The organism is Blautia sp. HCP3S3_C12 (assembly GCF_052064155.1).
Classification (GTDB): domain Bacteria; phylum Bacillota; class Clostridia; order Lachnospirales; family Lachnospiraceae; genus Blautia_A.
In genome coordinates, this window is record NZ_JBQHWC010000001.1 from 365,777 (window position 1) to 384,069 (window position 18,293).

Below are 18,293 nucleotides of genomic sequence, written 5' to 3' on the forward strand. Positions count from 1 at the left end.
AAACCATTACGTCCGGAATGTCGATACCAAAAGTAAAATAGTCAGAAGCATTTCACTTAAAAGAAGTCCGCAGAAATATCCCCGGATTCCAAGAAGGGGTATGACAAGCAGAACAAAGGTAACGCGAATGCAAATACTGATACTGCTGTAGAGCAGGCAGAGACCGGATTTTCCCAGACCGTTCAGAATGCTGGTGAGCGTTGCGTTCAGGTACAAAAAAGGGCAGACAAAGGACAGAGCCTGAATGCAGATGCCGGCGGTGGCGTTGTGAAATAAAAAAATTCCTAAAAATTGCCCCATAATAAAAAACAGAAACATACATCCGATTCCCAGTACTGTACAGCATCCAAGGATACGGCGGATTACATAACGGATCCGCTTTTGACAGCCCAGTGCCTGAAGTTCGGCAATGGAGGGCAGCAGCATTACAGATACGGAGTTTGTAAGGGTAGAGGGAAATAAAATCAGTGGCAGTGCCATACCTGTAAAAATTCCATATATTTCAAGAGAATCGGATCTGCTTAAACCGGATAAACGCAGCCTGTCAGGAATTAACAGAACCTCTATGCCTGCAAGGACTGTGAGCAGAACTTTGTTTAGGGTAAGGGGAACAGATATGGGAAAAAGTTTTTTTAAAGTATTAAAAAATTTCTTTAACAGCAGACCTGTTTTTTGGGATTGGCAGAAAAAAGTATATTTATTAAGGTGAAAATGCATACTGATAAGAAATAATGAGAGAAATGCGGCCACAGCTTCTCCGATCAGGTTTCCGCCGGCTGCAATCAGCGGGGTTACAGGACGGTTCTGTGAGAGAAGGATCCAATATATGAGATAACAGCCGCCAATTCTGGAAAACTGTTCCAGGAGCTGGATGGCAGATGGAATCCCGGCTTTTTTAATACCGAAATAATAGCTGTTTATGCAGACATGAAGAGTGGCCGGAGGAAGGGAAAAAGCAAGCAGCCGGAGCAGGCCGAGAGTCTCAGGTTCTTTTAATATTTCTTTTGCCCAGAAATCTCCGAAGAAACAGAGCTGACAGGCCAGAATAACAGACAGCACAACAGAAAAAACTGCACCGCAGACAAAGTAGTCTCCTTTTTGATGGCTGTGATTTTGTGCTTTGGCAGAAGCGGTAAGACGGGAAATTCCTGTCTGGATTCCGGAAGCACACAGGGACATAAACAGAAGCTGCAGGGGAACTGTAAGCTGAAAAATTCCCAGTCCCTGCGCACCAATGGTATGGGAAAGGAATATTCTGTAAAAGAAGCCTGCCAGCCTGCTCAGTAATCCACTGAAGGTAAGTAGCAGGGTTCCTCGGATAAAGAGCTTTTTGGACATATTCAGGAACAATTCCTTTTTTTTGTCAATATATGTGAAAAACAGCCTTGACAGAACAATTTGTTTTTGATAAAGTAATCATGAAATCCGAGGGAAACACTGGGAATTAAATGAGGTGAAAAAATGAAACTGTCAACAAGAGCCAGATATGGCTTGAAAGCGTTAATAGATCTGGGACTGCACAGTGAAAATGAAACCGTGTCATTACAGAGTATTGCAGAAAGACAGGACATCTCTGTAAGCTATCTGGAGCAGCTCATGGCCATGCTGAAAAAAGCGGGGCTTGTGACAAGCAGCAGAGGAGCATATGGAGGTTACCGCCTTGGCAGACCGGCAGAGGAAATCTCAGTAGGTGATATTCTTCGTGTACTGGAAGGTGGTCTGGAGGCTGCGGTCTGCCCGGGGATTGAGAATGACGGAACCTGCCACGGAAGTGATGTATGTGTGGCAAAGAATGTCTGGAAGAGAATTAATGACAGTATTACAAATGCAGTAGATACTCTGATGCTTGGCGAACTGATAGAAGAAAGCCGAATAGCACATGAGAAAAAAGGGTAAAGGATTCGTAACAGTGAAGATACTTTACAGTTACGAATATACTATGAATAAATCAGGAGGATAAGAAAATGGGAAAAATGATCTATCTGGATAATGCTGCGACAACAAAGACAGCGCCTGAAGTTGTTCAGGCAATGATGCCGTATTTTTCAGAATATTACGGAAACCCATCCAGCATCTACGATTTTGCCGGAAAGAGTAAAGAAGCTATTACCAGAGGAAGAGAACAGATTGCAGAGGTTCTTGGTGCAAAAAAAGAGGAAATCTATTTTACGGCAGGAGGTTCAGAGTCTGACAACTGGGCACTGAAAGCTGCTTTTGAAGCATATAAATCCAAGGGAAATCACATTATCACAACTAAGATTGAGCATCATGCTATCCTGCATACCTGCGAGTATCTGGAAAAAGAACGTGGAGCAAAGATCACATATCTGGATGTTGATGAGAATGGTGTTGTAAAGCTTGATGAGCTTGAAAAAGCAATCACACCGGAGACAATTCTGATTTCTGTGATGTTTGCAAACAACGAGATCGGAACTATCCAGCCGATCAAAGAGATTGGCCGTATTGCAAAGGAACACGGAATTCTTTTCCATACAGATGCAGTTCAGGCATTCTGCCAGGTTCCGATCAATGTGGATGAGTGTAACATTGATATGTTAAGCTCCAGCGGACATAAGATCAACGGACCAAAAGGAATCGGTTTCCTCTATATCCGCAAGGGTGTGAAAATCCGTTCCTTTGTACATGGCGGAGCACAGGAACGTAAGCGTCGTGCAGGTACAGAGAATGTTCCGGGAATCGTAGGTTATGGTGCAGCTGCTGCCAGAGCAAATGCATCCATGAAAGAACGTACAGATAAGGAAATTCAGATCAGAGATCATATGATCCAGAGGATTGAAACGGAAATTCCGTATGTAAAGGTAAACGGAGATCGTGTAAAGAGACTTCCGAATAATGTTAATGTGAGCTTTCAGTTTGTAGAGGGGGAATCCCTGCTTCTGATGCTTGATAATTACGGCATCTGTGCATCCAGCGGCTCTGCATGTACATCAGGATCTCTGGATCCATCCCATGTACTGCTGGCAATTGGCCTGCCTCATGAGATTGCACATGGTTCTCTGCGTATGACACTCAGCGAAGAGACAACCATGGAAGACGTGGATTTTGTTATTGACAGACTGAAAGAAATCGTAGAGCATCTGAGAAATATGTCTCCATTATATGAAGATTTTGTAAAAAAACATAAATAATTATAAAAGTACTTGTCAGGAGGAAGAACAATGGCTTATAGTGAGAAAGTAATGGACCATTTCCAGCATCCCCGTAATGTTGGAGAAATAGAAGACGCAAGTGGTGTAGGTACAGTAGGTAATGCAAAATGTGGAGATATCATGAGAATTTTTCTTGATATTGATGATGAAACACATATTATCAAAGACTGTAAATTCAAAACCTTTGGATGCGGTGCAGCGGTTGCAACCAGCAGTATGGCTACAGAGATGGTAAAGGGTAAGACAATCGAAGAAGCTATGCAGGTTACAAACAAAGCAGTTATGGAAGCTCTGGATGGGCTTCCACCTGTAAAAGTTCATTGCTCTCTGCTTGCAGAGGAAGCAATTCATGCTGCACTGTGGGACTATGCACAGAAGCATCATATTGAGATTGAGGGCCTGAAAAAACCGAAATCTGATATTCATGAAGGCGAAGAAGCTGAAGAGGAAGAATATTGATCAGATAAACTTCCGGCAGCCTGAATCCATAAAAGGATTTTGTTCGTTATATAGAGTGAAAAAAGTGGGGCGGGTGATTATTATCATCTGCCCTGTGTTATTATAAAAGATATAAGAATAAGGCTGGAGGTAAAAATGACAGGACTTACAAGTGAACAGGTACAGGAAAGAATTGAACAGGGGCTGGTCAATGCCAATGAAAATCCTAATACCAGAACATATAAACAGATCATAAGGGAAAACACCTTAACTTTTTTTAACTTTTTGAACCTTGTGCTTCTGGTGCTGGTATTGTGTGTAAGGTCGTATAAAAATTCCATGTTTGTGGGAATTATTCTGATCAATACTGTAATCGGTATTATTCAGGAGGTACGTGCAAAGAAAACCATTGACAAGCTGGCGATTCTCACTGAAAGTAAAACGGTGGTGCTGCGTGATGGCAAAAAGTGGAGTATTTCTACAGAGAAGCTGGTACAGGATGATCTGATATTTTTAAAAACAGGAGATCAGATTCCGGCAGACGCAAAAATGCTGGAAGGAACTCTGGAGGTAAATGAGTCACTTCTTACCGGGGAGTCAGATAACCTGGTAAAAAATACAGGAGATGAGCTGTATTCAGGCAGCTTTGTGACGTCAGGAGAGGCCTGTTGCCAGGTGATTCATGTGGGCAAGGACAACTATGCATCGAAGATCACCAGTGAAGCCAAGGAATTTAAACGCCATAATTCAGAACTTCGTAATTCTCTGAATGCGATTCTGAAGGTAATCAGTATTATTATTGTTCCCTTGGGTGCATTACTGTTTTATAAGCAATATTATATTGTTGGGGACAGCCTGAAGGATTCAGTGGTCAATATGGTAGCGGCAGTTTTGGGTATGATACCGGAAGGACTGGTGCTTCTTACCAGTGTGGCTCTGACTTTGGGATCTCTGGTGCTGGCAACAAAAAAAACACTGGTTCAGGAGCTTTATTGTATTGAGACTCTGGCCAGGGTAGATACTTTGTGTCTGGACAAAACAGGAACCATCACAGAAGGTACCATGTGCGTGGACAGTGTGAAATTATATAAAACAGAAGAGAATTCTGAGAGGATTTCAGAAGAGACGGAAGCTGCAGAAAATACAGAAAATACAGAACAGATTTCCGAAGAAGATCAGGCAGCATTGAAAAATGTGGATTATGTTATGGGAAATCTGATGAATGTATTAACAGACCAGAATGCTACAGCGGATGCTCTGCGTCAGCGCTTTCCTGTCAGAAAGGATATGAAGCCGGTACATGCTATTCCGTTTTCATCGGACAGGAAATACAGTGGTGCTGTTTTTGAAGGACAGGGAACTTATCTGATGGGTGCTGTCCAGTTCCTGTTTCCGGAGGGAAATGAACAGCTTACAGCAGCCTGTGCCGGCTATGCCCAGTCTGGAATGCGTGTACTTGTGCTGGCTCACAGCGAACAACAGGCACAGGAAATGAAGCTTCCGGAGGGACTGCAGCCTATAGCTTTCATTCTTATTACAGATGTGATCAGACAGGAAGCGCCGGATACTCTTGCCTTTTTTGACAGCCAGGGTGTGGATCTGAAAGTGATCTCCGGTGATGATCCGGTTACGGTAGCTGCAATTGCAAAGAGAGCAGGCCTTAAGAATGGGGATCGTTATATTGATGCAACAACGATCACTACTCCGGAGGAAATGCAGAAGGCTGTGGCTGAGTACAGTGTCTTTGGACGTGTTACTCCTCAACAGAAAAAGCAGATGGTACAGGCACTACAATCCCAGAAGCATACAGTTGCCATGACCGGTGATGGTGTAAATGATGTTCTGGCATTGAAGGAAGCAGACTGCAGTATTGCCATGGCAGCAGGAAGTGATGCAGCCAAGAATATTGCCAATGTGGTACTGTTGGATTCCAATTTTGCGGCCATGCCTCATATTGTAAATCAGGGACGCAGGGTAGTAAATAATATCCGAAGTGCAGCGTCCATGTTTCTGATCAAGACAATGTTCTCTGTAATGCTTGCACTGATTACTATCTTTTTTGGAAGTGCATATCCATTTGAACCTATACAGATGTCGCTGATCAGTGCCTGTGCAGTGGGAATTCCTACCTTTTTGCTGACGCAGGAGAATAATTACAATAAGATTGATCATACCTTCCTGAGACATGTATTTATGAATGCATTTCCTGCTGCAGTTACGATTACAGGGTGTGTATTTACCATTATGCTGGTCTGCCAGAATGTTTATCATTCAACTGTAATGCTTAATACAGCATGTGTGCTGGTAACCGGATGGAATTATATGTCTGCTCTGCGTACGGTATATTCTCCGCTGAATACCTATAGAAAGACGATTATATATGGAATGCAGTTTATATTTTTCGGAAGTGCAGTCATCCTGCAGAATCTTCTGACCCTTGGATCCTTGGAATTTGGAATGATCATTCTTGTATTTCTGCTGATGACATTTTCTCCTATCGTCATTGATGCGCTCACTGAATGGATCAGAAAAATTTATGCAAAGTCTCTGGATAAGGAAGATGCAGAAAAAGGCTTTTTTGCCAGATTCCTTGACAGAGTACAAAAATAAATTACAGAGGAAGAAATTCAGGACTACGGTTTTTGAAAATTGTATAATAACGGAATCCGCAGTCGTTTAATACGTTTGCGGCTTTGACAAATTCCCAGGCGATTTTATCCGGGGTGTGGGCATCGGCACCAACAGTGATGATTTCACCGCCTAGCTCTCTGTATCGGCGAATGACGTCGATGCAGGGATTTGGCTCTCCCAGACCATAATGGTATCCGCCGGCATTCAGTTCAATTCCTTTATTCATGGAGACAAGCTTCTTCAGGATTTCATCCAGGATATCCTTGTATCGCCCATAGGAATATTCATGGTTTTTATTAGGACCGTATCTGACAACATAGTCAAGGTGTCCATAGACATCAAAACCATCGTAAGCAGACAGATTCTCCAGGATAGATTCAAAATATTCCATATAACATCGGAATTCTTTGCGGCCTTCAAAAAAATCAGGATAATAAGGGTCATACCCATGGACTACATGGGAGGATCCGATCACAAAGTCAAAGGGCGTATCCTTTGTCAGCTTGCGGAAATATTTTTCAAGCTGGGGCTGGAGCCCAAGCTCAATGCCGAAACGAAGCTGTATTTTATCCTTATAGATTTCCTGCAGCCGGAGCAGCTCTTTCCTATAGGAAAATAGATCCAGAGAAAAATCAAGAGATTCCGGGGTGGAAGGATAATCGGGATCCAGATGTTCCGTAAAAGTGACACCCTTCAGCCCAAGAGAAAGGGCTTTCAGAACCATGTTTTCCATTGGAGTGTCAGAATCTGCAGAAAAAGAAGAATGCATATGACAGTCCCATAATATACCTTTTTTCATGCTGTACCTCCTGTTAAACAGTAGAGAAAATCTACCATAGTATATTAAAATATTATTCAGTATAACATAGGTTATGGGAATTTTTACTTATTTTTAATTGTTTTTTATAAAATCCCCTTGAATTTTTGTTTGGAATTATGTACAATACAATATAGGTTGATGATTCTTTAACAAACAAAAGAATTATTATGATTAACCACTTAATTCATAGGAGGAATTTTATCATGGCAGTAAAAGTTGCAATCAATGGTTTTGGACGTATTGGACGTCTTGCATTCCGTCAGATGTTTGGAGCAGAAGGATTTGAAATCGTAGCAATCAACGACTTAACATCTCCTAAAATGCTTGCTCACTTATTAAAATATGACTCAACACAGGGAAGATATGCTCTTGCAGACACAGTTCAGGCTGGAGAAGATTCCATCACAGTTGACGGAAAAGAAATCAAAATTTATGCAAAGGCTAACGCTGCTGAACTTCCATGGGGAGAAATCGGCGTAGACGTAGTTCTTGAGTGTACAGGATTCTACACATCCAAAGACAAAGCTCAGGCTCATATCGATGCAGGTGCTAAACATGTTATCATTTCCGCTCCGGCTGGAAACGACCTTAAGACAATCGTTTACAATGTAAACCATGAAACTCTTACAAAAGAAGACCACATCATTTCCGCAGCTTCTTGTACAACAAACTGCTTAGCTCCAATGGCTAAAGCATTAAATGACCTTGCTGCAATCAAATCTGGTATCATGTGCACAATCCACGCTTACACAGGCGATCAGATGACACTTGATGGACCACAGAGAAAAGGTGACTTAAGAAGATCTCGTGCAGCTGCAGTTAATATCGTTCCTAACAGCACAGGTGCTGCTAAAGCTATCGGTCTTGTTATCCCAGAACTGAACGGCAAATTAATCGGATCTGCTCAGCGTGTTCCTACCCCAACAGGTTCTACAACAATCTTAACAGCAGTTGTTGAAGGTAATGTAACAAAAGAACAGATCAACGCAGCTATGAAAGCAGCTTCTAACGAATCCTTCGGATACAACGAAGATGAAATCGTATCCAGCGATATCGTTGGTATGAGATTTGGTTCTCTGTTCGATGCTACTCAGACAATGGTTCTTCCACTTGAGAATGGCACAACAGAAGTACAGGTAGTTTCCTGGTATGACAATGAGAACTCTTATACAAGCCAGATGGTTCGTACAATCAAACATTTTGGTAAATTACTGAACGCTTAATTTTCAGTAAGTGTAAAGGAATAGACTCCAACGAAGGGTCCGGTCTGATTAGGACCGGACCTTTTTCGCGTTGTAACAGTTAAAGAATATTATTAAGGAGGCACCACAAATGCTGAATAAAAAATCTGTTGATGATATCAACGTAAAAGGTAAAAAAGTTCTTGTAAGATGTGACTTCAATGTTCCACTTCAGGATGGTAAGATTACAGATGAGAACCGTCTGGTTGCAGCTCTTCCTACAATCAAGAAACTGATCGCTGACGGTGGAAAGATCATTCTTTGCTCTCACCTTGGAAAACCGAAGGGAGAACCAAAACCGGAATTATCTCTTGCACCGGTTGCTAAACGTCTTTCCGAATTATTAGGACAGGAAGTTAAATTTGCAGCAGACCCGGAAGTAGTAGGACCAAACGCAAAAGCAGCAGTAGCTGAAATGAAAGACGGAGACGTTATCTTGCTTGAGAATACACGTTACCGTGCAGAAGAAACAAAGAACGGAGACGAATTCAGCAAAGAACTCGCTTCTCTTTGTGATGTATTTGTAAATGATGCATTTGGTACAGCACACAGAGCACACTGCTCTAACGTTGGTGTAACTAAATATGTTGATACAGCAGTTGTTGGTTACTTAATGCAGAAAGAAATCGATTTCCTTGGAAACGCAGTAAACAATCCTGAGAGACCATTCGTTGCTATCCTTGGTGGAGCTAAGGTTTCCAGCAAGATCTCTGTAATCAATAACCTTCTTGATAAAGTAGATACTCTTATTATTGGTGGTGGTATGTCTTATACATTCTCCAAAGCTATGGGCGGACATATCGGTTTGTCTCTCTGTGAGGATGACTATCTTCAGTATGCATTAGACATGATGAAGAAAGCAGAAGAAAAAGGCGTAAAACTTCTTCTTCCTGTAGATAACAGAATTGGTGACAGCTTCTCCAATGACTGCAATATTCAGGTTGTAAAACGTGGCGAGATTCCGGACGGATGGGAAGGAATGGATATCGGACCGGAAACAGAGAAGCTTTTTGCTGATGCTGTAAAAGATGCTAAGACAGTTGTATGGAACGGACCGATGGGTTGCTTCGAAATGCCGAATTTTGCTCATGGTACAGAAGCTGTTGCCAAAGCACTTGCTGATACAGATGCTACAACTATCATCGGTGGTGGTGATTCTGCAGCAGCCGTTAATATCCTTGGCTATGGCGATAAGATGACACACATCTCCACAGGTGGCGGTGCATCTCTTGAATTCCTGGAAGGAAAAGAACTTCCTGGTGTTGCAGCAGCAAATGATAAATAAACATTGAACGTTTAATTAAGGAGATAAATTATCATGGCAAGAAAGAAAATTATCGCTGGTAACTGGAAAATGAACATGACACCAAGCGAGGCAGTTAAATTAGTAGAAACATTAAAACCATTAGTAGCTAACGAAGAAGTTGATGTAGTATTCTGCGTACCTGCAATCGATATTATCCCGGTTGTAGAAGCTGCTAAAGGAACAAACATCCAGGTTGGTGCTGAGAATATGTACTTTGAAGAGAAAGGTGCATATACAGGAGAAATCTCTCCGAACATGTTGGTAGATGCTGGTGTAAAATATGTTGTTCTCGGACATTCCGAAAGAAGAGAATACTTCGGAGAAACAAACGAAGATGTTAACAAGAAAATCCTCAAAGCTTTTGAACACGGAATCACACCTATCATGTGCTGCGGCGAAACTCTTACTCAGAGAGAGCAGGGCGTGACAATGGACTTCATCCGTCAGCAGGTTAAAGTTGGATTCCAGGGTGTTACAGCAGATCAGGCTAAGACAGCAGTTATCGCTTATGAGCCAATCTGGGCAATCGGAACAGGCAAAACAGCTACAACTGAGCAGGCTCAGGAAGTTTGCGGTGAAATCCGTAAATGCATCGCTGAGATCTATGATGATGCTACAGCAGCAGCTATCCGTATCCAGTACGGCGGTTCTGTAAACTCCAAGACAGCAGCAGATCTGTTTGCTCAGGCAGACATTGATGGCGGTCTTGTTGGTGGTGCTTCTCTGAAAGAAGAATTCGGTCAGATCGTAAATTATAAATAAATAGCTAGATTTAGCTAATGTGTCCAAACGAGAAATAATATACTGATACATTTTTGAGATAAAAAATGACAGAAAAAGGCTTCCGGTTATTATGCCGGAAGCCTTAAGTTTTATCATTAGTATTTTGGAAAGTGTATCTGCAGTTCTGTAATATTCAGATTTCTGAAAATTTTATCCTTTGTACTGGTGAGTTGCTGTCATTTGTAATTTGAACTGTTTATCCTTTGCGCTGTTGATATTTCGTTGCTGTTCACATGCTATTATCCCGCGAGGTGTTTTGGCATGAATATGCCAAAATCCCGAGACATACAAGCCAAAATTCCATTGCCGTAGGCAATTTGAAATGAATTTTGGCAACGTTACTGAGAACGGAGTGAACAGTAACGATATTTCTCTTTGGTATGTACAAAGTATAACATATTTTTCTACATTGGTCTACGGATTACAACATAATTCTTCCAAAAACATTTCGACAAAAATATACAATATTCGACTTTGATGCCTGGAAAACATCTGGAAAATAGCGAGAATGTGGATTGCGAATATTTGAAGGACTTGCTATAATGATGCAGAGATTATAGGCGAATATCCGCTTGGGTCCGCCTTATTGCAAATAGGAAAGGTTGTTATAAATGGAAGAAAAGAGAGAAAAACCACAGTTACCTGAGAAATGTAAGGTATGGAAAAAATGCGGCGGCTGTCAGTTTCAGGGAGTCCCCTATACAGAGCAGATCAAAATCAAACAGAAAAATATGAATAAGCTTTTGAAGAAATATGGCAATGTGAAACCGATTATTGGAATGGAGAACCCCTTTTATTACAGAAATAAAGTACATGCTGTATTTGACAGAGATAAAAAAGGAAACATCATCTGCGGAACCTATGAGGCAGGAACACACAGAGTGGTTCCTGTTGAGGAGTGCATGATTGAAGATAAAACCAGCCAGGAAATTATCCGGGCGATCAGAGATATGTTGAAATCTTTCAGAATCAAAACCTACGATGAGGATACAGGATATGGGTTGCTTCGCCATGTACTGGTCAGGAGAGGGTTTTCAACAGATGAAATTATGGTGGTTCTGGTTGTGGCCTCTCCGATTTTTCCATCCAAGAATAATTTTGTAAAGGCTCTGCGTAAGAAGTTCCCACAGATATCTACAGTAGTTCTGAATGTAAATGATAAAAAAACCAGTATGGTTCTGGGGGAACGTGATATCGTGCTCTATGGAAAAGGTTTTATCAGAGACAGACTTTGCGGCTGTACTTTCCGCATTTCACCCCAATCCTTTTATCAGGTAAATCCTGTGCAGACAGAACTACTCTATAAAACAGCTATTGAATATGCTGGTCTGGGCAGGAAAGAACGGGTCATCGATGCTTATTGCGGAATTGGAACTATTGGTCTGGTGGCAGCAGGAAAAGCCAGGGAAGTGATTGGCATAGAGCTGAATAAAAATGCTGTTCGGGATGCAATCGTAAATGCCAGGGAAAACAAAATTACAAACGCCAGATTCTATCAGGGAGATGCAGGAGAATTTATGGAAGGAATGGTGTCAGAGGGGGAAAGGGCAGATGTGGTATTTATGGATCCGCCCCGTACCGGCAGCACGGAAAAGTTCCTGACATCTATGGTAAAACTGGGACCTTCCAGGATCGTTTATATTTCCTGCGGACCTGATACTTTGGCCAGGGATCTGGAATTTCTCACAAAGCATGGATATGTGACTCGGAAAATACAGCCGGTAGACATGTTCAGCTTCACAGAACATTGTGAAGTCGTTTGCCTTCTTACAAAGCAATTTACAGAAAGGACAAGTACTATAGCAATCCTCTAAAATAATGCATTATTTACGAGGATTGCTATAGATAGAAAAGATGAGAATACAAAAAGCAACTTCAGTAGATTTGAAAAAAGTATTGGATGTTTATAATAATGCCAGAGAATTTATGAGAACTCATAATAATGGAGATCAGTGGGGAGAATCCTACCCACCTCGGGAACTGGTAGAAAGAACGCTGGATAAAACCTATTTATGCATGGAAGGAGACCAGCTGGCCTGCGTTTTTTATTATGCAGTTGAGAACGAGGAATGCTATAGCAACATTGAGGGGAAATGGCTGAATGAAAGTCCTTATGCAGTGGTTCACAGAATTGCTTCCACAGGAATTGCAAAGGGGGCAGCAGCCTTTTGCCTGAACTGGGCATACCAACAGTTTCCGAATGTGAGGATAGATACTTATAAGGATAATTATCCTATGCAGAGACTTTTGAAAAAATGTGGGTTCAGTTATTGCGGAACCTTTGAAATGCAGGGAAAAAACGGATGGATGGCATTTCAGAAAACAAAAACAGATGAAAAGAACGATGCAGATGGTTTGCAAAGTACAAAATGTTCTTTTGAATAACAAACTTTTAATGAAATAAAAATATAAAAAAGAAATCCATCAGAGAGTGTAATAGGTTTTATTTTTTTCATCATCATCTGGAAGGTGCTCTACGATGTCACTGAAATTACAATCGAGAATAGCACACAGATGATCCAGAGTAAGGATTTCGATATTCTGATTATGGCGGAGCCTGTCCAGAAGTGAACGATGTATACCGTAGGTGGTATACAGGTCATACTGGGTCAGCCCCCGCTTTTTTAGCGTTTCCCAAAATCTGTCATAGCTTATCATTTGTATAAACCGTCCGTTTTGTTCTTGATATAGTCTTATTATCACGGTAAAATAAGAGAAAGAATAGTGTCTTTATAAAGACACTATGGGAAGGAGAGGCATTCATGAACAAATGGAAATGTGTAATGACAGCAGGAATTACTGCGCTTTTTGACGGATGCATGCTTCGGTGCCTGATCACTGGTGCACCGGCTCAAAAGAAAGGGAAGATGCAATATATTGGTCTGGCAGTGGGGGTTGTGCTATGCCTGACAGGACTGCTTGTGGGGGGAGGAATGTATATCAGGTGGCAGGAGAAAAAACTCCGGGAATTGGAGGCACAGATAAATTGCTGAAAAACGCAGACGAACTTGACAAATGACGGATTCTGCCCTACTATAAAAAACAGCTTTACTTAATCAAAGCGGATTGAGAATATCCATTAAAAAAATGAAAGAAGATACAGGCAGAAAGGGGAACTCCGGAAAATGAGTGATAGAGTCATCAAAGCCGCACTGTTGGGACTGGGAACAGTAGGAACCGGTGTGTACAAGGTACTGAAAAGCCAGGAAGAGGAAATGTCAGCCAAAGTTGGCTGTAAGGTAGAAATCACCAGAATTCTTGTCAGAAATATAGAGAAAGCTGCTGCAAAGGTAAAGGATCCTTCCGTACTCACTAACAGTTGGGAAAGTATTTTAGAGGATCCGGAAATTGAAATCGTAATAGAACTGATCGGTGGAATCAATCCTGCCAGAGAATATATTCTTCAGGCATTAAAGGCAGGAAAGCATGTGGTAACTGCCAACAAAGATCTGATTGCTGTCCATGGACATGAGCTTCTGGATGCTGCACATGCGAAGAAGGTTGATTTCCTGTTTGAAGCGGCAGTTGCCGGAGGAATTCCTATCATCCGTCCGCTGAAACAGTGTCTTGCAGGAAACCATATGACAGAGGTTATGGGAATTGTAAATGGTACGACAAACTTTATTCTGACCAAGATGTCTCAGGAAGGAATGGAGTTTAAGGATGCTCTTGCTCTGGCTACAGAGCTGGGATATGCGGAGGCAGATCCCACTGCTGACATTGAGGGACTGGATGCCGGACGTAAGGTCGCTATTCTTGCTTCTGTAGCGTTTAATTCCAGAGTAGTGTTTAATGATGTTTACACAGAGGGGATTGCAAAGATCACATCCAAGGATATCCATTATGCAAAAGAAATGGGCAGGGCTATTAAGCTTTTGGGAGTTGCCAGAAATACGGAAGACGGTATTGAAGCATATGTCTGCCCGATGCTGATTCCAAGCACTCATCCTCTTGCTACAGTAAACGATTCTTATAATGCCGTATTTGTACACGGAGATGCAGTAGAGGATGCTATGTTCTTTGGACGGGGAGCAGGAGAGCTTCCTACAGCCAGTGCTGTTGTAGGAGATGTTTTTGATGTTGTGCGCAACATACTGGCAGGCTGCAGTGGTCGGATTGGCTGTACCTGTTACAAGCAGATTCCGGTGAAGAAGATGGAGGATACTCATAACCGTTATTTCCTTCGCCTGAAGGTAGAGGATCGTTGTGGTGTGCTGGCGGAAATGACAGCGATTTTTGCAAAATATCAGGTCAGTGTAGCCCAGATCATCCAGAAAGATACCAAAGTTGAGGGATGTGCGGAGGTTGTTGTGATTACGGAAAAGGTAAGAGAAGGCGATTTCCGTACTGCTATAGAAGAAATCCGGAACAGAGACTCTGTTCGTAAGATTTCCACGATTATCCGGGTGTATGGTAAATAATGTAAAAAAATCCGGAAAGATTTTATAAAGAAAAGAATTGAAAAATTTTCTATTTTTGATACTATATAGTAGGAAACATGAAAAAGATATAGACTGTATATCCTACAAAGTTAAAATGCAGGATACAGTTATAAAGTCACAATATAAAGGAGAATATTATGAGTAAAAAACCAACTGTATTAATGATCCTTGATGGTTATGGATTAAATGACAGAAAAGAAGGCAATGCTGTTTATGAAGCGAAAACACCTGTAATGGACAAGCTGATGGCAGAGTATCCTTTTGTAAAGGGGAATGCTTCCGGACTGGCAGTCGGCCTTCCGGACGGACAGATGGGTAACTCAGAGGTAGGTCACATGAATATGGGTGCCGGCCGTATTGTATATCAGGAGCTTACAAGAATCACCAAAGAGATTCAGGATGGAGATTTCTTTAAGAATGAAGCTCTTCTGGCAGCAATGAAAAATGCAAGGGAAAATGATTCCGCAGTTCATTTTATGGGACTGCTTTCTGATGGTGGTGTACACAGCCATAATACACATCTGTATGGACTTTTGGAGATGGCAAAAAGAGAGGGAGTCAGCAAAGTTTATGTACACTGCTTCCTGGATGGACGTGATACACCTCCTGCATCAGGCAAGGAATTTGTAGAACAGCTGGAAGCTGAGATGAAGAAAATCGGTGTAGGTGAGATTGCTTCTGTATCCGGACGTTATTATGCAATGGATCGTGACAATCGCTGGGATCGTGTAGAGCTTGCATATAATGCTCTTACTTCTGGAGAAGGTGTTAAGGGAACTGCTGCACCTGAGGCAGTTCAGGCTTCTTATGACAATGATAAGACAGATGAATTTGTTCTTCCTACAGTGATCGAGAAAGAGGGAAAACCGGTTGCAGTGATATCTGATAAAGATTCAGTAGTGTTCTTTAATTTCCGTCCTGACCGTGCCCGTGAGATCACAAGAGCATTCTGTGATGATGAGTTTAAAGGCTTTGAGAGAAAAACAAGACCTCATGTAACTTTTGTATGCTTTACAGATTATGATGATACCATCCAGAACAAGCTGGTAGCTTTCCATAAGGTTCAGCTGAAGAACACATTTGGAGAATATCTGGCAGCACATAATATGACTCAGGCCCGTATTGCTGAGACAGAGAAATATGCCCATGTAACCTTCTTCTTTAACGGTGGTGTAGAAGAGCCAAACAAAGGTGAGGACAGAATCCTCGTGAAATCTCCGAAGGTTGCAACCTATGATCTTCAGCCTGAGATGAGTGCTCCTCAGGTATGCGAAAAACTGGTTGAGGCCATCAAAGCTGATAAATATGATGTGATCGTGATCAATTTTGCAAATCCGGATATGGTTGGACATACAGGTGTGGAGGCAGCTGCGATCAAGGCTGTTGAGACTGTAGATGAATGCGTAGGTAAAGCTGTAAAGGCACTGAAAGAAGTTGACGGACAGATGTTTATTTGTGCGGATCATGGTAATGCAGAACAGCTGATCGATTATGAGACAGGTGAACCATGGACTGCTCATACTACAAACCCTGTACCATTTATTCTTGTAAATGCAGATCCGAAATATACTCTCCGCGAGGGTGGATGCCTGGCAGATATTGTTCCTACAATGATCCAGCTTATGGGAATGGAACAGCCTGCAGAGATGACAGGAAAAAGCCTTCTGATTGAAAAATAAGATTCGAAATAAAGAATGATCATGATATATGCAGCCATGCACTTGTAAAAAAGTGCATGGTTTTGCATTTTTTTGAAAAAAATCTGAATAACAGATGCAAATTAGAAGAAGTATGTTATAATAAAGAGACTGAAAATATTTCGGTATATTTAACTGTAATACTTATTTTGAGGAGATAATAAATGGGTAACCAAGAGGAGAAGAAGAAAAGGGCAGATGACGGCAGCGGCGGTGCAAGAATGAAAGCACGCAAATCTGCAAGACCGGACAAGATCGCCTATGTGCCTATTAATGATGAGGATCTTGCACCTTATGAGCCTCCGGTTAAGAATAAACACAAAGTATTAAAAATTACCGGTATTACGTTGGGAATGCTGCTTGTTGCAGCAGGTACGGCTTATGCAGGAATATCATATTATTATTCAGATAAATTTTTTGAAGGAACAACGATTAATGGAATAGATTGTTCCGGTAAGACTGCCTATCAGGTAGAGCAGCTGATTGCAAAGAAAGTGGAGAATTACTCTATTGAAGTAGATTCCAGAAACCTGGATCCCCAGACCATATCAGGAGACCAGATTGGTTATAAATATGTATCTGACGGAAGTGTCCTTAAGCTTTTGAAGGCTCAGAAGCCCTATGAGTGGATTACCGGGTTTACTGAGAACAGAATTTACAGTACAGATGAAAATACGACTTTTGACAAGGAAAAGCTGAAAGCACAGGTGAAAACACTGAATTGTGCACAAGAGGAGAATCAGGTTGCACCTGAGGATGCTTATGTAGCTTATGGGGAGTCTCAGTTTGAAATTGTTCCTGAGACTGAGGGAAGTCAGCTGATATTAAAAGAAGCATATAATGCTCTTTCGGAAGCTGTGTCCGACAATAAGGATGCGGTAGATTTTAACAGTGATCCGGATGTATATGCAAAGGCTGCAGTGACAAGTGATAATGCAGATCTTCAGGCATCTCTGGATGCATGCAATAATTTTACCAAAGCAAGCATCACCTATACTTTTGGAGATGAGACAGTGACTTTGGATGGCAGTACGATCAAGGACTGGCTGAATTTTGATGAGAAGGGTCAGTTGATCAGAGATGATGCATCCTTCCAGCAGCATATTGCAGATTATGTAGCGCAGCTTGCTGCATCACATGATACAGTAGGTACTGAACGTGAATTCCATACTACCAGTGGAAGAACCGTTTATGTATACGGCTCTGCTTACGGCTGGCAGATAGACCAGGCATCTGAGGTGGCTCAGCTTACCCAGGAGATCCAGTCCGGTACTCAGACAGTCAGAGATCCGGTTTATTCTATGACTGCCAATTCATATGGTGTGAATGACCTTGGAAATACTTATATTGAGGTAGATCTTTCGGAGCAGCATATGTATTATTACCAGAACGGAGAAGATATCTTTGAATCAGATATTGTATCCGGAAACATGAGCTATGCAGACCGTCAGACCCCGGCTGGAATTTTTACACTCTATTATAAAAAGAGTCCGGATGTTTTGAGGGGAAAGCAGCTTCCAAATGGAAAATATGAATATGAACAGCCTGTCACATACTGGATGCCGTTTAACGGAGGAATCGGATTTCATGATGCTTCATGGCAGCCATATTTTGGCGGTGACAGATATCTTGAGGGTGGTTCCCACGGATGTATTAATATGCCACCGGATAAAGCAGGAGAACTTTATGATATTATTCAGTATGGTGTTCCTATCGTATGCTTCTATTAAAAAATGAATGATTAAAAGGGCTGTCTGTCAGGCAG

16 protein-coding genes are annotated in these 18,293 nt (G+C 41.7%); 13 read left to right on the forward strand and 3 right to left on the reverse strand.

Features of this window, described 5'->3' with window-relative positions; all coding sequences use genetic code 11:
• Positions 1–6: 6 nt before the first annotated feature.
• A complete protein-coding gene (locus ACTNDS_RS01890; RefSeq protein WP_441033021.1) occupies positions 7–1,338 on the reverse strand; it encodes an oligosaccharide flippase family protein in 1,332 nt (443 codons plus the stop codon).
• A 123-nt stretch (positions 1,339–1,461) separates the two neighbouring features.
• On the opposite strand from ACTNDS_RS01890, the gene ACTNDS_RS01895 reads away from it, so the two are divergent.
• From ACTNDS_RS01895 to ACTNDS_RS01910, 4 genes are all read left to right on the forward strand, one after another.
• Positions 1,462–1,896, forward strand: a complete 435-nt coding sequence (locus ACTNDS_RS01895) for an RrF2 family transcriptional regulator (protein ID WP_173742937.1) — start codon at positions 1,462–1,464, stop codon at positions 1,894–1,896.
• Positions 1,897–1,964: 68 nt separating this feature from the next.
• Complete coding sequence (gene nifS / locus ACTNDS_RS01900) at positions 1,965–3,149, forward strand: cysteine desulfurase NifS (protein ID WP_441033025.1); 1,185 nt, start codon at positions 1,965–1,967, stop codon at positions 3,147–3,149.
• A 30-nt stretch (positions 3,150–3,179) separates the two neighbouring features.
• Positions 3,180–3,629 carry a Fe-S cluster assembly scaffold protein NifU gene (gene nifU, locus ACTNDS_RS01905; RefSeq protein ID WP_019162310.1) on the forward strand — a complete coding sequence of 150 codons (450 nt, stop codon included), beginning with the start codon at positions 3,180–3,182 and terminating at the stop codon, positions 3,627–3,629.
• A gap of 135 nt (positions 3,630–3,764) precedes the next feature.
• A complete protein-coding gene (locus ACTNDS_RS01910) occupies positions 3,765–6,218 on the forward strand; it encodes a cation-translocating P-type ATPase (RefSeq protein WP_441033029.1) in 2,454 nt (817 codons plus the stop codon).
• 1 nt (position 6,219) lies between these two features.
• Here ACTNDS_RS01910 and ACTNDS_RS01915 read toward each other — a convergent pair whose 3' ends face one another.
• Positions 6,220–7,038 (reverse strand): histidinol-phosphatase HisJ family protein, encoded by an 819-nt coding sequence (locus ACTNDS_RS01915; RefSeq protein WP_441033032.1) that lies wholly within the window; start codon positions 7,036–7,038, stop codon positions 6,220–6,222.
• A gap of 224 nt (positions 7,039–7,262) precedes the next feature.
• Here ACTNDS_RS01915 and gap point away from each other — a divergent pair, with 224 nt between their 5' ends.
• From gap to ACTNDS_RS01940, 5 genes are all read left to right on the forward strand, one after another.
• Positions 7,263–8,282: a type I glyceraldehyde-3-phosphate dehydrogenase gene (gene gap / locus ACTNDS_RS01920; RefSeq protein ID WP_441033035.1), complete on the forward strand. Its 1,020-nt coding sequence runs from the start codon at positions 7,263–7,265 to the stop codon at positions 8,280–8,282.
• Positions 8,283–8,391: 109 nt separating this feature from the next.
• A complete protein-coding gene (locus tag ACTNDS_RS01925; protein ID WP_441033037.1) occupies positions 8,392–9,585 on the forward strand; it encodes a phosphoglycerate kinase in 1,194 nt (397 codons plus the stop codon).
• A 33-nt stretch (positions 9,586–9,618) separates the two neighbouring features.
• Positions 9,619–10,368 (forward strand): triose-phosphate isomerase, encoded by a 750-nt coding sequence (gene tpiA / locus ACTNDS_RS01930; protein ID WP_441033040.1) that lies wholly within the window; start codon positions 9,619–9,621, stop codon positions 10,366–10,368.
• Between the two features lie 632 nt (positions 10,369–11,000).
• Positions 11,001–12,203, forward strand: coding sequence for a 23S rRNA (uracil(1939)-C(5))-methyltransferase RlmD (rlmD, locus tag ACTNDS_RS01935; protein ID WP_303242037.1), 1,203 nt, complete (start codon positions 11,001–11,003; stop codon positions 12,201–12,203).
• A 40-nt stretch (positions 12,204–12,243) separates the two neighbouring features.
• Positions 12,244–12,774, forward strand: coding sequence for a GNAT family N-acetyltransferase (locus ACTNDS_RS01940; RefSeq protein ID WP_441033043.1), 531 nt, complete (start codon positions 12,244–12,246; stop codon positions 12,772–12,774).
• A gap of 39 nt (positions 12,775–12,813) precedes the next feature.
• On the opposite strand, the gene ACTNDS_RS01945 is transcribed toward ACTNDS_RS01940, so the two are convergent.
• On the reverse strand, positions 12,814–13,047 hold the full coding sequence (locus ACTNDS_RS01945; protein ID WP_019162302.1) for a helix-turn-helix domain-containing protein: 234 nt from the start codon (positions 13,045–13,047) through the stop codon (positions 12,814–12,816).
• A 104-nt stretch (positions 13,048–13,151) separates the two neighbouring features.
• Here ACTNDS_RS01945 and ACTNDS_RS01950 point away from each other — a divergent pair, with 104 nt between their 5' ends.
• The 4 genes from ACTNDS_RS01950 (at position 13,152) to ACTNDS_RS01965 (ending at position 18,258) form a co-directional block, all read left to right on the forward strand.
• Entirely contained in the window at positions 13,152–13,382 is a 231-nt protein-coding gene (locus ACTNDS_RS01950; RefSeq protein ID WP_433844956.1) for a hypothetical protein, read from the forward strand.
• A 132-nt stretch (positions 13,383–13,514) separates the two neighbouring features.
• Positions 13,515–14,810 (forward strand): homoserine dehydrogenase, encoded by a 1,296-nt coding sequence (locus ACTNDS_RS01955; protein WP_441033048.1) that lies wholly within the window; start codon positions 13,515–13,517, stop codon positions 14,808–14,810.
• Between the two features lie 158 nt (positions 14,811–14,968).
• Positions 14,969–16,510: a 2,3-bisphosphoglycerate-independent phosphoglycerate mutase gene (gene gpmI, locus ACTNDS_RS01960; protein ID WP_173742926.1), complete on the forward strand. Its 1,542-nt coding sequence runs from the start codon at positions 14,969–14,971 to the stop codon at positions 16,508–16,510.
• Between the two features lie 182 nt (positions 16,511–16,692).
• Positions 16,693–18,258, forward strand: a complete 1,566-nt coding sequence (locus tag ACTNDS_RS01965; protein WP_303242041.1) for a L,D-transpeptidase family protein — start codon at positions 16,693–16,695, stop codon at positions 18,256–18,258.
• The last annotated feature ends 35 nt before the right edge of the window (positions 18,259–18,293 follow it).